21 protein-coding genes and 2 pseudogenes are annotated in these 19258 nt (G+C 55.0%); 15 read left to right on the forward strand and 8 right to left on the reverse strand.

The features are described 5' to 3' along the window. Positions 1-287, forward strand: a pseudogene (locus tag O2S87_RS14100) (IS701 family transposase); the annotation flags it as partial. Positions 288-487: 200 nt separating this feature from the next. After that, a complete protein-coding gene (locus O2S87_RS14105; protein WP_475409424.1) occupies positions 488-1165 on the forward strand; it encodes an HAD family hydrolase in 678 nt (225 codons plus the stop codon). 18 nt (positions 1166-1183) lie between these two features. Here the strand turns inward: O2S87_RS14105 and O2S87_RS14110 are convergent, their stop codons facing one another. Both O2S87_RS14110 and O2S87_RS14115 read right to left on the reverse strand, forming a co-directional pair. After that, the gene (locus O2S87_RS14110) at positions 1184-2026 is read right to left on the reverse strand and encodes a SprT-like domain-containing protein (protein WP_475409425.1); all 843 of its coding nucleotides are present in this window, start codon (positions 2024-2026) and stop codon (positions 1184-1186) included. Positions 2027-2283: 257 nt separating this feature from the next. Continuing rightward, positions 2284-3075 (reverse strand): TrmB family transcriptional regulator, encoded by a 792-nt coding sequence (locus O2S87_RS14115; RefSeq protein ID WP_475409426.1) that lies wholly within the window; start codon positions 3073-3075, stop codon positions 2284-2286. Between the two features lie 362 nt (positions 3076-3437). Here O2S87_RS14115 and O2S87_RS14120 point away from each other — a divergent pair, with 362 nt between their 5' ends. Next, on the forward strand, positions 3438-4100 hold the full coding sequence (locus O2S87_RS14120) for a TrmB family transcriptional regulator (protein ID WP_475409427.1): 663 nt from the start codon (positions 3438-3440) through the stop codon (positions 4098-4100). 138 nt (positions 4101-4238) lie between these two features. Here O2S87_RS14120 and O2S87_RS14125 read toward each other — a convergent pair whose 3' ends face one another. The 3 genes from O2S87_RS14125 to O2S87_RS14135 all read right to left on the reverse strand — a co-directional run bounded on the left by O2S87_RS14125 (position 4239) and on the right by O2S87_RS14135 (position 6023). Next, entirely contained in the window at positions 4239-5078 is an 840-nt protein-coding gene (locus O2S87_RS14125) for an esterase/lipase family protein (RefSeq protein WP_475409428.1), read from the reverse strand. Between the two features lie 224 nt (positions 5079-5302). Continuing rightward, positions 5303-5800, reverse strand: a complete 498-nt coding sequence (locus O2S87_RS14130; protein ID WP_475409429.1) for an NUDIX hydrolase — start codon at positions 5798-5800, stop codon at positions 5303-5305. A 100-nt stretch (positions 5801-5900) separates the two neighbouring features. Next, complete coding sequence (locus tag O2S87_RS14135) at positions 5901-6023, reverse strand: hypothetical protein (RefSeq protein ID WP_475409430.1); 123 nt, start codon at positions 6021-6023, stop codon at positions 5901-5903. A 78-nt stretch (positions 6024-6101) separates the two neighbouring features. Between O2S87_RS14135 and O2S87_RS14140 the strand changes: the two genes are divergently transcribed. Together O2S87_RS14140 and O2S87_RS14145 are read left to right on the forward strand one after the other, a co-directional pair. Beyond that, positions 6102-6506, forward strand: coding sequence for a DUF5518 domain-containing protein (locus O2S87_RS14140; RefSeq protein ID WP_475409431.1), 405 nt, complete (start codon positions 6102-6104; stop codon positions 6504-6506). Between the two features lie 160 nt (positions 6507-6666). Continuing rightward, positions 6667-7302, forward strand: coding sequence for an AI-2E family transporter (locus tag O2S87_RS14145; RefSeq protein WP_475409432.1), 636 nt, complete (start codon positions 6667-6669; stop codon positions 7300-7302). A 28-nt stretch (positions 7303-7330) separates the two neighbouring features. Here the strand turns inward: O2S87_RS14145 and O2S87_RS14150 are convergent, their stop codons facing one another. Beyond that, entirely contained in the window at positions 7331-8317 is a 987-nt protein-coding gene (locus tag O2S87_RS14150) for a transcription initiation factor IIB (RefSeq protein WP_475409433.1), read from the reverse strand. A gap of 334 nt (positions 8318-8651) precedes the next feature. Here O2S87_RS14150 and gatC point away from each other — a divergent pair, with 334 nt between their 5' ends. The 4 genes from gatC to O2S87_RS14170 all read left to right on the forward strand — a co-directional run bounded on the left by gatC (position 8652) and on the right by O2S87_RS14170 (position 11730). Continuing rightward, positions 8652-8930 (forward strand): Asp-tRNA(Asn)/Glu-tRNA(Gln) amidotransferase subunit GatC, encoded by a 279-nt coding sequence (gatC, locus tag O2S87_RS14155; RefSeq protein ID WP_475409434.1) that lies wholly within the window; start codon positions 8652-8654, stop codon positions 8928-8930. Further along, the gene (gatA, locus tag O2S87_RS14160) at positions 8927-10231 is read left to right on the forward strand and encodes an Asp-tRNA(Asn)/Glu-tRNA(Gln) amidotransferase subunit GatA (RefSeq protein WP_475409435.1); all 1305 of its coding nucleotides are present in this window, start codon (positions 8927-8929) and stop codon (positions 10229-10231) included. The genes gatC and gatA overlap by 4 nt, the downstream gene beginning before the upstream one ends. 150 nt (positions 10232-10381) lie before the next feature. Next, complete coding sequence (locus O2S87_RS14165) at positions 10382-11551, forward strand: ISH3 family transposase (protein WP_475409436.1); 1170 nt, start codon at positions 10382-10384, stop codon at positions 11549-11551. A gap of 29 nt (positions 11552-11580) precedes the next feature. Continuing rightward, positions 11581-11730 (forward strand): hypothetical protein, encoded by a 150-nt coding sequence (locus tag O2S87_RS14170; RefSeq protein WP_475409437.1) that lies wholly within the window; start codon positions 11581-11583, stop codon positions 11728-11730. Between the two features lie 151 nt (positions 11731-11881). Here O2S87_RS14170 and O2S87_RS14175 read toward each other — a convergent pair whose 3' ends face one another. Next, positions 11882-12478 (reverse strand): hypothetical protein, encoded by a 597-nt coding sequence (locus O2S87_RS14175; protein ID WP_475409438.1) that lies wholly within the window; start codon positions 12476-12478, stop codon positions 11882-11884. Between the two features lie 381 nt (positions 12479-12859). Between O2S87_RS14175 and O2S87_RS14180 the strand changes: the two genes are divergently transcribed. The 5 genes and pseudogenes from O2S87_RS14180 to O2S87_RS14200 all read left to right on the forward strand — a co-directional run bounded on the left by O2S87_RS14180 (position 12860) and on the right by O2S87_RS14200 (position 17016). After that, entirely contained in the window at positions 12860-13396 is a 537-nt protein-coding gene (locus O2S87_RS14180; protein WP_475409439.1) for a TrmB family transcriptional regulator, read from the forward strand. A 148-nt stretch (positions 13397-13544) separates the two neighbouring features. Then, positions 13545-14081 (forward strand): annotated as a pseudogene (locus O2S87_RS14185) (nuclease/transposase family protein); the annotation flags it as partial. A 220-nt stretch (positions 14082-14301) separates the two neighbouring features. Next, on the forward strand, positions 14302-15516 hold the full coding sequence (locus tag O2S87_RS14190) for a hypothetical protein (protein ID WP_475409440.1): 1215 nt from the start codon (positions 14302-14304) through the stop codon (positions 15514-15516). A 553-nt stretch (positions 15517-16069) separates the two neighbouring features. Further along, the gene (locus tag O2S87_RS14195; RefSeq protein WP_475409441.1) at positions 16070-16573 is read left to right on the forward strand and encodes a DUF7342 family protein; all 504 of its coding nucleotides are present in this window, start codon (positions 16070-16072) and stop codon (positions 16571-16573) included. A 47-nt stretch (positions 16574-16620) separates the two neighbouring features. Continuing rightward, positions 16621-17016, forward strand: a complete 396-nt coding sequence (locus tag O2S87_RS14200) for a toxin-antitoxin system TumE family protein (protein ID WP_475409444.1) — start codon at positions 16621-16623, stop codon at positions 17014-17016. Between the two features lie 146 nt (positions 17017-17162). Here the strand turns inward: O2S87_RS14200 and O2S87_RS14205 are convergent, their stop codons facing one another. After that, entirely contained in the window at positions 17163-18407 is a 1245-nt protein-coding gene (locus tag O2S87_RS14205) for a site-specific integrase (RefSeq protein ID WP_475409442.1), read from the reverse strand. 312 nt (positions 18408-18719) lie between these two features. On the opposite strand from O2S87_RS14205, the gene O2S87_RS14210 reads away from it, so the two are divergent. Beyond that, positions 18720-18959 (forward strand): DUF433 domain-containing protein, encoded by a 240-nt coding sequence (locus O2S87_RS14210; protein WP_475409443.1) that lies wholly within the window; start codon positions 18720-18722, stop codon positions 18957-18959. Positions 18960-19258 lie beyond the last annotated feature (299 nt).

Here is a 19258-nt window from a genome sequence, read left to right on the forward strand (position 1 = left end):
CGTTCTTCAGAGACACCAAGCAGGACCTCGGTTTTGGCGACTGCGAGCTCCGGCATGCCGCAGGTGCCAGTCGGCACTGGCACCTGCTGATGCTGGCCTACAGCCTCCTTAAGCTGGGTGCTGCACATAGCGCTCTTGGAACGATTCTCGGTCACGCAGCGTCGCTTCGTGCCGATATCAAACGTTCCTTCCGTGAAGGCGTCGAAAATCTCCTTTCCTGGGCACTCAACAGTCCGAACCGAAGTACCGACGAGCTAATGCAACAAATCGAGGGCATCTTCGTCTAACGTGCGAAGTCAAGTAGTTAAACGAGACGACTCGAAACGGATCTAGCCGAATCGGGTCAAATCGGATCGACTCAACTCGACTGAGGCGCTCACCGTTTCGGAATCGTCGACTGGGAAGCGTCACTGGGCAGGTGAGGCTCCCTCGATTTCGTAGTCAGGGAGTCGGTAGGCTCAAACGGATGGACTTCAAACGGTCGGCTATGTCGATACGGGGGGTCGCGTTTGACCTCGATTACACCCTCGCGGTGACGACGAAGGATCGCACAACGCTGCTCACAGAGGCGACTGCAGCCGTCGACGGTCCCGCCATCACTCGCGAGGAGTATCTGGACGTGCACCGCCAACACCTCACCTCCGAGAGTCGAACACCCGTTTTCGCCGACCTACTGGCAGTTACTGACAGCGGAGTCGAGCCCGAAGCGATGGCGACCGCCTACCGTGAGGCGATCGCCGGCGCACTCGAACCGATCGATCACGCCGAAGAGTTGATTTCCGACCTCCGGAGGCGGTACCGTGTCGGGCTGCTCACGAACGGCCCGATGGTGGCCCAGCGGTCGAAAATCCAGCAGCTCGGGTGGGACGAACTGTTCGACACCACGCTCGTGACCGGCGAGCTTCCGGCCGGAAAACCCGACAAAACGGCGTTTGACGCGCTGCTGGACGAACTTGGGACGACGGCGGGCGAAACGGTGTACATCGGTGATACACCGGTCGACGATATCGGTGGGGCGACCGAGTCGGGACTGTACGCAATCCAGGTCCTGTTCCCCGGTGGCCCCGACCGTGACCCCAGGGCCGACGCCTACATCGACCGCGACCGACTCACCAGTGACCTGCCTGCGCTGATCGACTCGCTCGGCCACGATTCGGATCGCTAACAGCAGTACAATCGGTTTTTATACTGGTCGTTCGGTCAGTTCGATATCGTCGCAGTGAACGAGCGGGAGCGAACGGTCCGGTGTCGACTCGAACTCGCCAGCAGTGAAGGTCTTGATCGTCGTGTCGTCGTGGTCTCCATGGGCCAGATACCACGGTCCAACCTGGAGATGGAGCAGTACGTCACACTCGGTACAGTAGCGGTAGCCCGTCGAGCCATGGCCGCCGTGGGCGGCTTGCCGAACGCTCTTGCAGAGGCGGTGTTTGCCCCACCACTGCTCGCAGGTAGGGCAGCTGTAGACGTAGGCGAAATCCGATCGGCGGCGCTCGTAATAGGTCGAACAGCGCCCCGGGAGATCGAGTGGCTCGATCCACGCCCGAAACGAATCACCGTGACCAGTGTCGACGGTAAAACGGCGAGCGGACGCCTGTACGTTGCGGCTCGCCGTGTCGGTCTCGGCGTGGTCGCTGTGGGCACAACCGACGGCTGTGGGCTCTCCGTCGACCAGTAGATCGATGCCCGAGTCAGTCACCGCGGCGTACTCGCCGCGATGCTGGTACTGCCAGGCGTGGACGAGTTCGTGACGAACCGTCTTCTTGCAGGCCTCAAAGCCGGCGCGCTCGTAGGTGTGTTCGGTCAGCGTGATTGTCGCCCGCCCGTCGCCGTCGTACGAACACCGGCCGTGTCGACGCTTCGCGCGCGTCGACGTCGCCCACGTGAGTTTTGTGAGGTCGACGTCATCAATCGGCCATTCGGTGTCCTGAATCACACGCTCGCCGTACGCACGGGCTCGCCGAGAGAGCTCGTGACTGTCTCCCAGCGTGCCGACCAGTTCGGCTTCGTGATCGTCTCTGAATCGCACTGGTCGCCGGTTGGGTAGCTCTCGTATATATAGTCACGGGTCGCTACTGGTCGACAGCGACTGGTTGTCACTCGCACGATGATGTTACTCGGTTTATCACAATTCATACGGGCGTTAAAATGTCGCTGGTTGATGTAGTTGTGAGGCTTTGGTGGAAATGGGTAGAACCGTAGACTGGGTGATTCCCCCTCCCCAGGCGTGCTACGCCTCCCTGCCTATTCCCCCATTTCGGCCCTCCACCTCCCCCCCCCTCCCCCTTATTGCACCGTGAATACGCCCTGCGACATCAGTCGACGGGCGATCACGACCAACCCGTTGCCGAACCCCTCGCCGTAGATGGCGTGTTCCTCGTCGGTCGACGGGATGATCGTACTCACCAGAATCTTCGAGCGGTCGACCAACAGCAGCCGACCGATGGCCGTCTCGCCGGTGTCATACTCCTCTTCTTCGAGCCACTCAAGCCCGGAGATGAACGTCGTGGCCTCGGGGATCGATTCTTGGATCGTAGCTCTGATCGCCTCGGTTGGCGCGCCGACCAACAGGTCGACGCTTCCACCCGTTTCGTTGAGTTTGCTGATCAGCCGGTCGGTCAGCAGCGTCTCGTCACCGATGACCAGCACGATTTCGGAGGTCGACTTGTCAAGCAGGTTGTTCGTTCGGGTTTCGATCGGCTTCGAGCCGGTCATCGCCCACACCTCCTGGATTGCCGACTCCTCGCCGCTGTCGACCATCTCCACTTCGTCCAACGCGTTGTGGAGTCGGTCCACGCGACTGTCGTACTGGTCTCGGAGCGTCTCGGTCGCCTCGGACAGCGAGACGGCCCGGAACTGCTGGGGACTCGAATGTTGGATCACGACGAGCCCCATCGCTTCGAGCGTCCGAACGGCATCGTAGACGCGTGTCCGCGGGACCTCGGTCATCTTGCCGAGTTGTTTTGCAGTGCCCGCAGACAGTTGTGAGAGGCCGACGAAACACCGCGCTTCGTACTCTTTGAGCCCGAGCTGTTGAAGCACCTCGATAGCCTCGGTTATATTATCTAGTGTTGCCATGGTATCGAATCGTCGGCCGGACTGAGCGTACGTACATAACGTATTCCCACGGGGATAGGCATTGTCACTTGATTCATGAAAATTATATACGGCCTCGTGGATCTATTCTGGGATCGTCTTTTACCCCCTGAAAAAGGACTCAAACGACACTACCGTTGTAACTGGGTGCGTGAATTATTTTAAATATGTGTTGTATCTACCGTCGAGCCAGTTATCGGTGCTTTCGGTATTCACTCAGTTACTCACAAAAGTAGTATATGTGTTGGGTGATTATATAGGATATATCACGAACGGATGGGCACCTGCGACTGCGAATATCTGGTCAGTCGTACTGGAGTCGACCCGCTACTGTTGTCCCCTACATGAGCCACGATCCACGATCAGATCCGCATTCAGCGGCTATCGAACAGCTCGAATCGTTTCGGTTGAGTACGTACGCTGCGCGGACGTTCGTCGCACTGTCGAGCCTCGGTTCGGCGACGGCCAAAGAGGTAAGCCAGGTCTCGGAGGTCCCTCGGACACGTGTCTACGACGCCGTCGACGAACTCCGCGACAAAGGAATGGTGACGATTCAGGACACTACGCCCAAGGAGTTCATCGCGGTATCTGCCGAGACCATTCGAACCACGCTCGAAGTCGACGCCCACCACCGACTCTCGTCGCTTACAACCGCCCTGGGTAAGTTAGAGCCGCCTGATCGGATCGTCGAACAACGCGGCATCTGGACGGTCGAATCCAGCGAGGCGATCGTCGATCGGTTACTGACGTTTTTCACCGAGGCCGACGACGAGATCGTCTATCTGGCGAGCGACGAATTCGTCTCGTCGGACCTCATCGACGGGCTGTCGAGCGCCGCCGCTCGCGGGGTCTCGGTTTCGATTGGGGGCCTTTCGGACGCCGTTCTGTCCGAAATCAGAACCAAGGTTCCTGAGACGACTCGGCTCGACGTTCCACCGTCGACGGTTCGGGCGGCTCTTGATGATCGACGACTCGAAAACCCTCATCAGTTTTCACCAGGACGATAGTACCAGTGGCTCGGAGATGGCGATGTGGGCGACGGGGAAGACTAATACTCTGGTTATTCTGCTGAACGCGTTCGGTGAGCTTTCGATCGACCTGACCTGAACTGGTCTAAAGACTTGCATCCGGTAGTAGTGGACTGTTCACATCCCAGTTGCACACCGATTCGTATCGTTCTCCGCGGCACTGTCGGTTACCCACGCAAAGATGTGGTCGACGGCGGCCTCGGTTTCGCGGACCCCATCGTGGTCGGTCGGGAGGACGAGGTTTTCGACGGCTCCCTCCAGCCGGGGGCTCGCCGGATCCGCCCAGAACACCGTGTCGTACGTGCCACGGATCGTGTAGTAGTCGACGTCTCCCGGCGTCTCGTTCTCGTTGAGTTCGGTGAGTGGATGATCCGGCAGCCGGGCGTGGTCGCCACGTAAAAACCCGCTCACTCCACACGGGCCGACATCGAGCCCGCTGGTACAGCAGAGCGTCGCCCACGAAACACCGTGATTCGCGCCGGCCAGGCTGACGACCGTCTCGACCCAGTCGTACCGGTCGAATTCGGAGAGCCAGTACCGGACGCCGGTTACACCGAGGCTGTGGGCGACGAGAATCACCGATTCAGCACCGGTGTGCGAGCGGACGTGTGAAACGAACTCTTCGAGCTGCTGGCGCATCTGAAGGTGGGTTGGCGTTCGCTCGGAGAACGTAATCGCCCACAGCTCATCACCCTGATACCCTTCTGCAATAAAATGCTCACAGGTGTCGACCCAATCGTTCGCATCGCGGCGGTTGCCGTGAACGAACACCACCGGCACGTGATCGACCCCCGCATCCGTCTCAAAGAACTCGTGACCGCCCCACCCGCCATACCGTCCACACGAGCCCCAGGGAAGCCGAGAATCGTCGGTCCGCCGACCGCCTCCGTCGACTGACGTCTCGTCAGTGCCCGACTCGATGAAGCAACTCTCGAATACCTCCTGTTGATAGGCCACAGATCGTTCGATTCCGAAACCCAGTAAGTACTCGTATGCAGGAAAGTAGCTAAACATGATCTGAGTGAATTGTGATATGGGTGTCTAAGTATAGGCCTTCTGGATTCTGAAAACAACCCTGCACACAGTTGAAAATAACCAAAAACAATTATGTATACTATATGAATGTCTTCGACAGCGCAAAAGTAGCGACTCCTGGCCCGACGTCGGATTGCAACGCCCGTCTACTCGGCGTCGGCACTACCCGTCGACATCGTCTCGCTGACTACGTCGATCGCCTCACGGCCGATCGCGACGGTATCGGCGTCGATATCGCTCTCACGTAAGTCGCTGGCGGTATACCACGCCCAGTGTTCGGCTCCGGCCTCGCGTTCGCCGGGATCGATCGTGCGGCTGTCGACGGCCGCGAAGTAGATGTGGTCGATGTGCTGGTGGCCAACGCGCCCATCGGGATGAACGTTGATATCGTAGAGCATCATGTGGGCGGGCTGTGGCAACACTTCGCCAGCCGGTGGTTCGAGCGGGGCCGTTTCTCGAACGAGCCGTGCGTCAAGACCCGTCTCCTCGCTCACTTCGCGGAGGCCCGCCTCGTGTGGGAGTTCGTCGCGGTCGACGTGGCCGCCGGGCGGAATCCGGATGCCGAGACGGTCGTGGTGGTGGAGCGCGGTGGCTCCCTCGTTGACGATATAGACAGTCGACGTGAAATGTCGCGTTGTCTCCATACGAGCCGTAGCGAGACGGCTCATTCAAAGCTACCTATTCGGCTGTCGTACGGTCAAAAGAGCATTTAAAAAGAAAGTAACGGCTGTTGTGTCGACGCGATTAGGCACGCAGTCCGTCGGCGGCGAACTCTTCGCGGAGTTTCTCCTCGTCCTTGGCTGAGTCGTCTCCTCGGTTGGGTCGACTCCCCGGCTGAGTCGACCCGTCGACGCCCGAGAGGTCCACCGAGTACCGGATCTATAGACTGTCTATCCGGCTTGAAACGACTGTTAATACCACTGACAGCGTACTACCTAATTGATCATGAAGATCAATACCTCGGCCGTACTTACCGGCTTCGTTGTAACGCTCGCCCTCGGGTTCATCAGCGGCCTGCTGTACACGGGATCGGAGGCCGTCGGTGTACTCGGCTACTGGGGTGCAATTGGCATCCTTGGTGGACTCGCCGCTGGCTACGTCGTCGGTGGTCCGATGGATTCGGGTGCGATCCACGGCGGGCTCGCAACCGTCTTCGGGTCGCTCATCGTACTCCTCGTCGCCGCATTCACGACCCTGCTGTTCGGTGGCGTGATCCTGACCCTCGGCATCCTCGGCTTCGGTGTCCTCATGCTTGCGTTCCACGCTATTCCCGGTGCGCTCGGTGGCGCGCTCGGCTCGTGGCTGAAAGACCGCCGGACCACCCCCGACTCTGTGGGTGTCCGCGCGTAGTTCAGCCTATCATTGGCCCGTTTGTAATTCATCGACTGACTGTCGACACAGTCGCCAACTACCACCTTGCGGCTGCATGCGCACTATCGTCTCGATGATACTCCGGTCGATCCTCGGCGAATCGGCCTTGACGCACTGAGCAGCGTCACTCAGTAATGCAATGAGCAGTACCCCGGGCCGTTCGCGGCGGTTTCTGCTCGTTTTTGGCCTGTTTGCGATCGTGCTCCCGGTCGTGGTGATCGTCAGCGTCGCCGCAACCCAGACGCGTCGACTGCTCTCCGAGTTCGATCCTGCGATCATCACCCAACTCAACGACATACTCGCCACCCGGTTCGGGGTCGTGTTCGTGGTCGGCGGGATTCAGAACGTCGTCTTCTGGACAGTCGTGACGTTCCTCACAGCCCTGCCGCTGGTCGGGGCCTCGGTCGTCTGGCTTCCGGCCGCGATCTATTTCCTCGTCGTCGGTCGACCGGTGGCCGCCCTCGCGCTGGTCGTTTTCGGCGCGGTCGTCATCGGTACGGTTGACAACATCCTCCGACCGATGGTGATGCGACGTGGGGCCCAGCTCGATCCCGTGTTGACGATCATCGGCATCTTCGTCGGCCCGATCGTTCTCGGTGTCACCAAACTCATCATCGAGATCTCCATCCGGGAGTACACCGGGTCGACGGCAGTCGACGACCCTCCTGACGCCGTCCGAGAAGAACTGGATACGGACGACTCGCAAGCAGACGATCGTCCGACTGAACAGCAGGGCAAGAGTCGGGCGGACTCCACAGATGCCTCTCGCTCGTAAAGCGATGCCGTCGAAAACAGAAAGAGCGTTAGTTGATAGACTGTGTCTGCTGGTCGGCTTCGAGCAGTTCGTGGTATCGGTTGCGGATCGTCACTTCGGAGATGTTGGCGACTTCGCTGACCTGGCTCTGGGTGACCTTCTGGTTGGTCAACAGTGAGGCAGCGTAGATCGCCGCGGCGGCGAGGCCGACCGGCGACTTACCGCTGTGGACGCCCTGTGCTTTGGCCGTCGATAGCAGTTCGCGAGCCCGACGCTCGGCCTCATCGGAGAGATCGAGACCCGAGGCGAACCGCGGGACGTACTGCTCGGGATCGGCTGGCTTGATTTCAAGCGAGAGTTCACGGGCGATGTACCGGTAGGTACGGGCGATCTCGTCTTTGTCGACCCGCGAGACGCCCGTGAGTTCGTCGAGGCTCCGCGGTGTACCAGCCTGTCGGGCGGCGGCGTACAGCGACGCGGTCGAGACGCCTTCGATCGAACGCCCCGGCAGCAGATCCTCGCTGAGTGCCCGGCGGTAGATTACTGAGGCCGTCTCTCTGACATTGTCCGGCAGCCCCAGCGCCGAGGCCATTCGATCGATCTCGCCGAGCGCCTGCTTGAGGTTTCGTTCCTTGCTATCGCGAGTGCGGAAGCGTTCGTTCCACGTGCGGAGCCGCTGCATTTTCTGGCGCTGTCGCGACGAGAGTGATTTGCCGTAGGCGTCGCGATCCTGCCAACCGATGTTCGTACTCAGGCCCTTGTCGTGCATCATCTTCGTCGTCGGTGCACCGACGCGGGACTTCGAGTTGCGCTCCGAGCTGTCGAATGCACGCCACTCGGGGCCGTGATCTATCTCGTTCTCCTCGACAACGAGCCCACAGTCGCGACACACCGTCTCACCGTGTTCGGTGTCTGTCGCGAGCTGACCGCTACATTCGGGACAGCGAAGCTCCTCGTCGGACCGTTTTGTGGTCTCCGTCGACCGGTCTCGCTGTCGGGTGTGCTCGTCGGTAAACGTACGGACGTTATCGGTCATGATTGGATGGAAGGTGGGACAGATACGTCTCGCCCACAACGTAATCTCCATCAGTATACAGATGCCCAGCCAACTTAATTGTACCCCATAAAATCACTCCAAAAATCCCAGAAAACTGCATGACTGCGCCGGGGTGAAGATCATTAACAATACCCCCCGTCACTGCGGGCGATTTTACATTTGGCTACTGGCCATAACACGTGACTGTTATGCCTATTTGTGATGGGTGGGTTGTGTGCGGAAGTCGACCAGAACTGTCCGGTGTGCGGACAGCTATTCGGTGCACAACACCCGGACCGAAACCCTTAGTGACGGGCCACGGCTCGGGGTAGATATGAGCGATTCGCCTGTCGACGCCGAAGACGTACGGCACGTCGCCGAACTCGCCCGCGTGGATCTCGCCGACGCGGAGGTCGACGAGTTCACCGAGCAGTTCGCCGACATTCTCGGATACTTCGAGGCCCTCGACGAGGTGCCCGAAGTCGAGTCCGAACCCGAACTCGTCAACGTGATGCGGGACGACGAGGTCCGAGACGGACTGACCCAAGACGAAGCCCTCCGTAACGCCCCCGAAACCGAAGACGGCTTTTTCAAAGGGCCCACGGTCTCATGAGCAACGACCACAACGCGTTCATCACCCAGTCGACCGTCGAAGTCGACGAAGTCGATGAAGACGTCGACCCCACCGACGACAGCCCCCTCGCCGGCAAAACGGTCGCCATCAAGGACAACATCTCGACCGAGGGCGTCCGGACGACCTGCGGGTCGGCGATGCTCGCCGACTACGTCCCGCCGTACAACGCCACCGTCGTCGACCGCGTTCTCGAAGCCGGGGGGACGCTCAATGGCAAGACCAACATGGACGAGTTCGGGATGGGCGGCACCACTGAAACCTCGGCGTTCGGTCCCGTCGAAAACCCGGCCGCCCCGGGCCACGTTCCCGGCGGCTCGTCGGGTGGCTCGGCAGCCGCAGTCGCCGCCGGTGAGGCCGACCTCGCGCTCGGCACCGATACGGGTGGCTCGGTCCGAAACCCCGCCGCCTTCTGCGGCGTCGTCGGCATTAAACCGACCTACGGGCTCGTCTCGCGGTACGGAATTGTCGCCTACGCCAACAGCTTAGAACAGGTCGGCCCACTCGCCAACTCGGTCGAAGACGCTGCACTCGTGCTCGACGTGATTTCGGGACCTGACAGCCGGGACGGAACGACCAACGACGGCGGCGCGGACTCCGCATACGCTGCCGCGGCCGACGGCGACGTCGACGGCCTCACCATTGGCGTCATCACCGACCTGATCGAGGGGGCCGACGACGAGGTGGTTTCGGTCTTCGAGGACTCGCTCGACGAACTCGAAGCCCAGGGTGCAGAGATCACCGAGGTCTCGCTTGAGTCGCTCGAACACGCTGTCCAGGCCTACTACGTGATCGCCATGTCGGAGGCCTCCTCGAACCTCGCACGGTTTGACGGCGTTCGCTACGGCCCCGAGGGTGACCGTGAGGGCAACTGGAACGACGCCTTCGCTGCGGTCCGAGAGGAGGGATTCGGCCCGGAGGTCAAACGCCGTATCCTCTTGGGAACATACGCGCTGTCAGCGGGCTACCACGATAAATACTATAAAAAGGCACAGGACGCCCGCGCGTGGGTCAAACAGGACTTCGACGCCGCCTTTGAGGATGTCGACGTCCTCGCATCGCCCACCATGCCGGTCACCCCACCTGCGCTCGGCGAGAGTCTGGACGATCCGCTCCAGCTCTACCTGATGGATGCGAATACGGTCCCAGTGAACCTCGCCAATCTGCCCGCGATTTCGGTGCCCGCGGGCGATGTCGACGGACTCCCGGTTGGGCTCCAGCTCATCGGTCCGAAGTTCGGCGAAGAGACGATCATCCGAGCGGCGAGCGCGGTCGAACAGTAGCAGGGTGTACTGATTCGGCGTTGGCTCGCGGCTCCGCTGGTGCAACAATAGCTGACCGGTTGACATTGCGACCGGCTATCGTCCGAGAGATAGCGGCCACGTATCGCAGCGAGGTACGTAATCGAGTTTCAGTCGATCACATCGGGTTAGATGGAGTGTCTGTTTGGACATGGTGTGAAAGAACTCCAAACAGACAACCAGATCGAAGAAGAGCATCTGCTTAATTTTGTCGTCAACACTCTCGACGAGGAACTTCCGATAGAACTCGCAGACGGTGTAAAGGTCTCATCAGAGAAGCTCTATGAGGTCCTCGCTGGCGCCAGCGCCAGCGGGACCTCGGTCAATCACATCTGCGAGACGACCGAAGACTCTCCACACGCCAATACCGTCCGTGGACACCTTACCGATCAGTTCTACCTCGATACTGTCGAGCAAGTTGGAGACACGCTGCTCCAACGGGATACTGTCGATACGCTTCCTGATCGACCGGTGGAGGTCGTCGCCGACCTCCACCTCGATCCCTACTACGGCGATGAAGACGAGACAGAAGCTCTCTACTCCTCACTGGCCAAGCGTGGAACAACGACGTTTCACGCCTATGCAACACTGTACGCACGGGTGCGCAACAAACGCTACACGCTCGCGGTTCGCCAGCTGGTCGCTGGCGAAACCTCCGGTGACGTACTCGGTGAGTTCCTCGAACTGCTTGACGGCCTTGACCTGCGCGTCAAGGCCGTCTATCTTGATCGGGGTTTCTACAACAGCACCTGCCTAGGGTTGCTGTACGCCTACAATTACGCTTACGTCATCCCGGTTGTCAGGTGGGGTGATACCATCAAAGATGAACTCAGCAGTGGTTGGAGCCGTGTGATCGAACACGAGCTAGCTGGGAAGGTGACGTTCCCAGTCTACATCGATTGTGTCTACCAGCAAGGTAGATACGACGAACATGGGGTGGCGCGTCACGGCTACGCCGCTGACGCGCCGTTTATCGAAACGCCACGCGATGCCCGAGAACACTACCGCAAGCGGTTCGGCATCGAATCGTCCTACCGATTAGCCAAGCAGAGTCTCGCGCTTACGAGCTCCCGTGACGCTGGATTACGGCTGTTGCTGTTTGTCGTGAGTCTGCTGTTACAGAACGTCTGGCGCTATCTGCACTGGATGTACGTGGCGGCGCCCCGCCGCGGGGGGCGCCGCCTCTTGGAGTGGTCGTTCGTAGAGTTCTGTGAGATGGTGCTCCGTGGGGCCTGGACAGCTCTCGGAGTTCGTCGAGCCGTTCCAGCGAACCAACCGCTCGACAGCCGGTTCTTCCGGTAGTTGCCCTTGGATTAGGGCAGCGTTGGTGAGTGGCAACGCCGTCGCGTCGGCGGCTGATCGCCGCCGACAGCGACTGTCTGCCGGTAGAACTCCCAGCCACCGTCTTGCTGGAGGCTAGCCAGCCACCGCAGACACAGATTCAGCACCTATTGGAGAAGATCGGGAGGTTCTCGATGTGATCGACTGGGATTCTATCAGGATACGCTGTGCAAGATATAGAGCTTGAATTGTGCAGGTACATTCACTTCACTCACATCCAAATATCCGTTATAATCTGTCCTATGGATTAATTGCCAATAATTAGAACTATACATTCATTACTCAGTATACTTAATAGAGTACAAATATTCCAAGGGCCATTACACAAAATTTTTCGAAATCTGTTATGTTCTTATATCGTCCAAACGTTAGTTCATTAGTTCGTTTACTAAGAGGGTTGTAAGAGACATCCGATTCAAGTTTTCCAATTTCACCCTTGTTTGGTGCTTTAAATTCTAATTTTCTTGTGAGCAAAGCATTCATTGGCCATCTTGTAAAAATCCTATAAAAACGTCTTAAGTAATTTATATCAATAAATACAATCTCATCTGAATTGTTGAATTGTGTTACTTTTTCCCCAGTTGTCCATGGTAAAATTATTGAAGCAAGGCACTTGTCATCATTCACTGAATAAATCACATAATTTCCATCATGTCCTTCAGGAATCTCTGGAGTATTCTTATGTCTACCTATTATTCCAATCAATTCATCATCTGCATTTTTGACGTGATAATCGTCACGTGTAGATTCTTCCTTATCAAATCGAAGTACAGTATTACCACGAGAGTCATCAATACGATAAATATTCTCAAGATTCCCTTCTACAATTGTATATCTGTGGTCTTTTAGCTCAATACCGAGTATATTTTTAATACCTATTGAATTCATATGGCAAAAACTAATTGCAATTTACTTATAATTTGTCATGTGTGTGATTTTTTGAGACAAGCAGACAGCACATTAGAACGATTTGCGCTGTGCATCTTGCAATCAACGTACTGATGGAATCCAGATAGGTTAGTTGGTCACGTTCGGTGATTGATCCTCCCCGTTTTGAGAATACAAATCGATAACGGGGGGTCTATTCACTTTGGACGCGAGGTGAGTGATAACAGCGGAAACAGTGGTGTGTGTTTCACTCGGTACATGGGGTGGTCGCCGCAGTCTCGTGGATCAGGTTGGTCGTAACCGCTTTATTTAACAACTCGGTTGCGGCACATAATCACAGGTCGACAGCATATTTATGTTAATTCAATATTATGTTTAGGCATGGCCACAATCGATCTGACATTGAGCCAAAAGACGATTCTTACTGCACTAACTGACCTCTATCGGGAGACTGATGACCCGATCAAGGGAGATGATCTTGCTGAAGAGGTGGGTCGGAATCCAGGGACAGTTCGCAATCAGATGCAAGGTCTGACTTCCCTCCAGCTCGTTGAGGGTCTTGCTGGTCCGAAGGGTGGGTACAAGCCGACTCCAAAGGCATACGAGGCACTTGATATTGAGCGAATGGATGATCCAGCATCCGTTCGGTTGATGCAGAATAAAGAGCTCATTGAGTCGGTCCTCATCGAAGAAATCGATCTCTCAAGTGTTCATCATCCCGACCTCTGTCGAGCAGAGATCCATCTCCAAGGTTCGATCCGCGACTTCCATGACGGTGATGAGATAGTTATTGGTCCAACCCCGCTCTCAAAACTACGGATTGCGGGGACGATCGATGCTAAGGACGTCACGAATAGTATACTCATATTACAGGTCGACGATATGCGAGCGCCTGCTGAGGAACCAGATCTATCGTGAGAAACCTGATGACGCTGTATTCAACTGAAGCGGTAGCGCGGAGTCCCCTTCCTCAAGGAACGAGCGAAGTGAGAGTAGGAAGGGGAGGAGCGCGTTCGTTTCGGCCACAACACCAGCTTATAAGTAGCCGCCGTAATACATTGAAACTGTGGCAGACGACTACGTGCGTCGGACGGCAATCACTCGCCTTTCGGTAGATGCTGAGCAACAGCAGTTGCTTGAGGAAACTATCTCCGAGTGGAAGCGTGGTTGCCAACTCGCCACCGACATGGCGTGGGGCCAGTGCAACACCAAGAGCGACATACAACCACTCGCCTACGACACCGTGCGAGAACAGACCAACCTCGGAAGTCAACACACGATTCTCGCCACTCACCAGGCCGCAGAGGCCATCACCGGCTGCATCGAACGCCAGTCCAACGGAAAGAAGGTCAGTAAACCGACTTTCACCGCACCCACGGTGAAGTACGATACCCGGACTATGACGCTGTTTGATGACGATACGGTATCGCTCTCCACTACAGAGAGTCGCGTTCGATGTGACCTTGCTCTACCCGACGCCGACGATGGCTACCAGCGGCAGTATCTTGACTCCGACGAATGGAACGTCACCGAAAGCACACTCACCACCCGCAACGGCGACTACTTTTTGCACATCGGGTTCCGCCGACACAAGAACGATACCGTTCCAATATCATAGGTAGTATATAAATAATGGCAAGAGCTATCAATATGGTTGAACTGGCGACTCGGTTTTTGTTTTGATTCATTCTGCGGATGAAAATTGATGCATAGATTGTGAGAATGTCAGACCCAGTGGGGGTGTGGCGAAACTTATTTATATTTCGTGATTAGTCAAATTCGAATTTCATAATATCCATAATTAGAACACTACATGATGGTGTATGGATATAGAAGAGAATCGAAATCTTCAGAGTAGCTACCTGTATGAAAATGAACGGAAACTACTAGCAGGCCAACAATATAGAGACGATCTTGATACCGATACAAAAAACAGAGCTCGTCGTAAGATCGTTAATAAACGACTTCCCAATCTTTCACATCGTATACAAGCTCTTGTAGATGATATTGCACTCTTAGAAGCGGGGGGATTTCTTGATTCAGAGTATGATTCAGAGGGATGGGAAAAGTTGCTGAACATCGAACCGCGAATCCATTTAAAACGAGATACTGAGTTCGTTGATCCTCATACTTGGATGCCAAATACACAATTTGATCACGAAGTTCGTTTGGGGTACACAATAGGACAAACGCTGCGGTCACTTACTTTCCTATCAGATACAAATATTAGCTACGACGAATTGGGATGGGGATTTATATTGGGATTGTTCGGTGAACCACGTTCGAATTTTGACAAAGAACACAGTCGTATGTCTAATTTTCTTGAATATTCTCATAATAAAGTAGAAAACAAAAAAGAACATGCATTAAAAATAGATGATATAATGGAAATGGAATCAATTGAAGAAGACTTATGTCAGTATTCTTTTAATAACGATCATATCCTCGGAAGTTACAGTGGTATGGGGGAAAGAATTGACAGAGCAACACTGGCAGTTAAAAAATATAAACAAGCAGATTCTGATCCATATAGACGTGAAACAACTGATTCTGACTTAGAATATTTAAACTTGTTAGAGAATATATTAACATATCCTGAAGAAGTTGTTGGCGGTGTAGAATTAATGGACCAAATCCAAAATTCGATTGAATTAATCAATAACTGCCAGAGTGGTCAGCTTTTTGCTAAAGAGGTCTTTCGAGTAGTTTGGAATACAGACAGTAGGCTTGTTGAGAGAGACAAAATCAAAAGAGAATGCAATACAAGTAAGAAACAAGTTACTGAAATAATGAATAATCTTGGGAGTGATCCCTCTTCTGAAAAATGGATAGATGAACCCCCTCTCGCCAAGAGAGAAGGAAGTAAAAGAGTAGCTGGAAAATGGTCATTAACAAATCTAGGCTATGTGGTTGGATACGCAATGTTCGAAGAGAATGGGGCCGAATTTGTTTATCGCGCTCTTGGTCAAGTTATCACAGATCAGCATGACCAGCATGAGATACATGATAGAATTTTTGACGCCATATTTGAAATATGAACGCTCATTTGTGCTCAACGAACTTTGAGCGGCGGCAATTTTTTTAATCCCTCCATCATTTGCTTGACCGGCTCGTTGTAGGTCGCATACCAAACCCACCGTCTCATCTTCGCGGTAGGTGTTTCACTTTCGACGGTGACACCGGTGGTAGCGGTGAGTCGTTTGAACCGGTTGGTGGCCGTCTGCGGCGTGATGTGGCCCGACAAGGATTGACTGACGGGAAAAATCGGCGTTTCAGTTTGAGTCCTCAAGATCGACGATACGCTGTTTGAGGATATAGAGAGTATATAGAGTGTATATCACCCCTGCCCATTCGCCATTTTGCACGTTCCTACAATAACGTGCAAAAATTCGGCTCTGGGCCGGGACTAGCTCCGGTTGAGGGCCAATATTAGCATCTCCAAGTTCATGATTCTCCTTAGTAACACGCAATGCGTAACCACATCTCTTGAGCACACAGGAGACCCGAGTAAGTCAGATTCGACTCACCACCAATGGATAATATATGCGATCTTGGGAAAGATATTTTTATTACGAGTTCTAACCAACAGCAATGACCGACATCAACGAACAGGTGGTCGATGAGTGGACATCCTCAACGACGGCTAGAGAGCGCGTCAAAGAGATACTTGAGGAGACAACTACCTACTCGAAAGTGAGCACAATCGCAGACCGCGCTCGCGTGAGTGAACCGACTACCCGAAAGTATCTCAACGAACTCGTTGAGGAGGGTTTCGGCACTACCGAACAGGACGGCCGTACTACTCTGTACAAACGTCATCAAGGTCGACTCGTCGATAGACGGATCGAAGAACTCCGCACAACGTGTTCACACCAAGAACTTGTTGAGGGCATCCAAGATATGAAAGAATCAATCGCCGAATTCCGCGAGACCTACGATGTTGAAAGTCCCGAGGATCTCGTGATCGAACTTGAACCTGGCGACGAGGGATGGAGTGATGTCGGCCAGTGGCAGTCGACACGTCGCAACCTTGCGATTGCGAAGGCTGCTATTCAAGTTGGCGAAGCACACCGATTGGCCGAGGCCGAAGTGTGACAGACGATTGGGACCAAGTCGATACGGGTGCTCCTGATTCAGATCTAATGGCACGGGTTCGAACAGTCGCCGAGGACTACGAACCACTAATCACCGCTACTGAGTTCGACGATGAACTCAATCCAGAAGCCGTTCATCTCCATCTTGACGATGGTATTGAGGCCGAGTCCGGTCGATTTGACGTTACCTGGACGACCAAGAGATACTACCGTTACCACTACACAGAGGGTGAGGATTTCAATTATCGGTATGACTGCCATCCTCGGATTGAACTTCCCGATACCCATTTTCACAAGCCACCACATGCGGCGCACGACGATGCTGTCCCGTCTTGTATAGAAGTTCAAACCGTTCGTCTTGTAACACTCGCTGTCCTCCAGCTGTGGCGCGATACAGTCGAGACTGGAGATATGCGACTACTTCAACAACCGCATCCACCGTAGTGATTTTGAACGGGTAGTGCCTCACGCAGTCGTTCAGTCAGTTTGTAATTTCAGCATGAACTAGACCTTTCTCACCCTCATTTTGACACCACTCTGTCCGCAGTTCTTTCACTTGCAATCTGGTGTGTCTCCACTCATCGAATAGATCAGAGTTGACCGAATACGCCGTTCAGCTCATCACGCATGGATTCTCGTCGGTAGCGTCGTTTTTCGGCCTCTGAGAGGTAGTTCTGCGAGACGACCTCTGTACTCGCCGAACCCTGATCGGCAGCAATTCCTTCTAGTCCTTCCATCATCTGTTTGACTGCCTCGTTGTATGTTGTGTACCAGAAGCGTCGACCCATCTTGGCGGTTGGTGTCTTTGCCTCGACAGTGACTCCCGCGTCCTCAGCAAGCCGTTTGAACCGTTCGTTGACTGTTTGCGGTGCGATATGCCCGGACGATGAGCGACTGGATGGAAAGAGGTAGCCATCCCAGTTCGGGCCATCAAGATCGACGATTCGCTGGTTGAGCACGTCGACGCCGAACAGCAGTGCGACCTCTCCAGGGCCGTTCTTACGCTGCTCGAAGACGATTCGGTTGTCCTCGTCATCGGTGAGCACGAATTGGTCAAGAGAGAGCGAGGCAACCTCGTTGGGTCGTAGACCCCAGGCTCCGAGAGCCAACACGAGGAGCTGCGACTCAATGCTTTCTGCGGCTTCGTAGATAGCCCGCATCCCGTCGGCGTCGACGGTCTTGTTGTCGGGGGTGTCAATCTCCCAGCGAAATTGATCGTTTGCCCCGTCGAGCGGATTGTATTTCGCGCCCTCGAACCGGACCTGGTGGTCGTAGAACTGCTGGATATCACCGAGGTACTTGAGCCGAGATTGATCGGTCGACAGACGGTCTTTGAGGACGTCGAAGACCTCCATACAGCGGTCATTTTCGGCTGGCCGCTCGTCGATATCATCGAGGTTTCGGGTGAGACTGTGTGGGCCATGCAGTTTCTCATAGATCCGAGCATACTCTGCAAGTCGAGAGCGTCGACTCACTACCGTCGACGGTGCGAGCTCGCCGCGGTTGCGCTGTGTTGAGAGATACGTCTGGATTGCTTCGATAGTCTCGTCACTTCTGATCCTCCAATCATAGCCGGGTTCCTCGTCGTCTCTTTGGGGGGTATTGTCGTCAAGACCAACCTCCTCGACAAAGAACTCCTTGACCGTGAGATCGTGGTGCTCGCGAAGGGTGTAGGACAGTCCAGAAAAGCCGTTGGCGGCCAACCACTCGTAGCTCGGTCGACCCTGTTTTGGGTCGTAATCGGCTTCTTGCATCGCCGGTCGTATTTCGGTGTAGTAGAAGTCGACTAACTCACTGAGTGACTTGCGGGACCACTGGTACCGAGATTCGCTCACGGGAAGGCCCTCGCTGTGTTTCGGGGTGATTTGATATCGGCCATTTTCGTTGAGTAGTGTTTATTTTACTATCATCTAATATTTTTGATTAGCTACTTGTCGTATATGGACAACACGCTAAGCAACTAAATAGGTCGGTATCGGGCCAAAACAATATAAACTGTATGATGATATAGAAAAATCACAGAAATTTTGTTGCCTTCTAAAGGACTGGATACGGACACTACCCGATCAAAGCATATGATTTCCTGAGATGAGGATCATCTGCTTAGACGACAAAGAGTATAGTACGCTGAACATAGATATCTGTGTATGACTGCTGCACAGCCTTCCACCGAAGAGTGGATTACAACTTCGCCAACCGTACTTGACGGCAAACCAAGGGTGAAGAACACCCGTATCGGTGTTCACTTCCTCGCAACACAGATTGTGGAGGATGAATCTGATGCCGATACTGTTGCCAGTCAGTACGGGATTCCGTCTGAGGCTGTTCAAGCAGCTGTCGCGCACTTCCAAGTGAAGTGTGATCCTGAGTCAGTCGTTCGTGAATGAAAGCTGAGAAGTTATGCTCGAACTGTCGCAATGCTGGTCAGCAGCACTGCTATCTCTCAGTTTTTTGGGAGAAAGGTGCGGATAGTTTGCTGTGCCCACAAACCCCGCACCAACTGGATGTATCGCGCCAAGCAACCACGGTCTTTCGGTTCTATTCTTTCGTGAACCGCAATGTCCTGAGTGTGGCACAGCCGCCGTTGGGAAAAACGGCACCTACGAGCGGCACCCGCACGGCTGTCAGTCCGTGCGGGTGCAGCGGTACTGCTGTGGTCTCTGTGGCTCGTTCTCACCAAGTCACC

The sequence above is a fragment of the Halohasta sp. A2 genome, assembly GCF_056175805.1.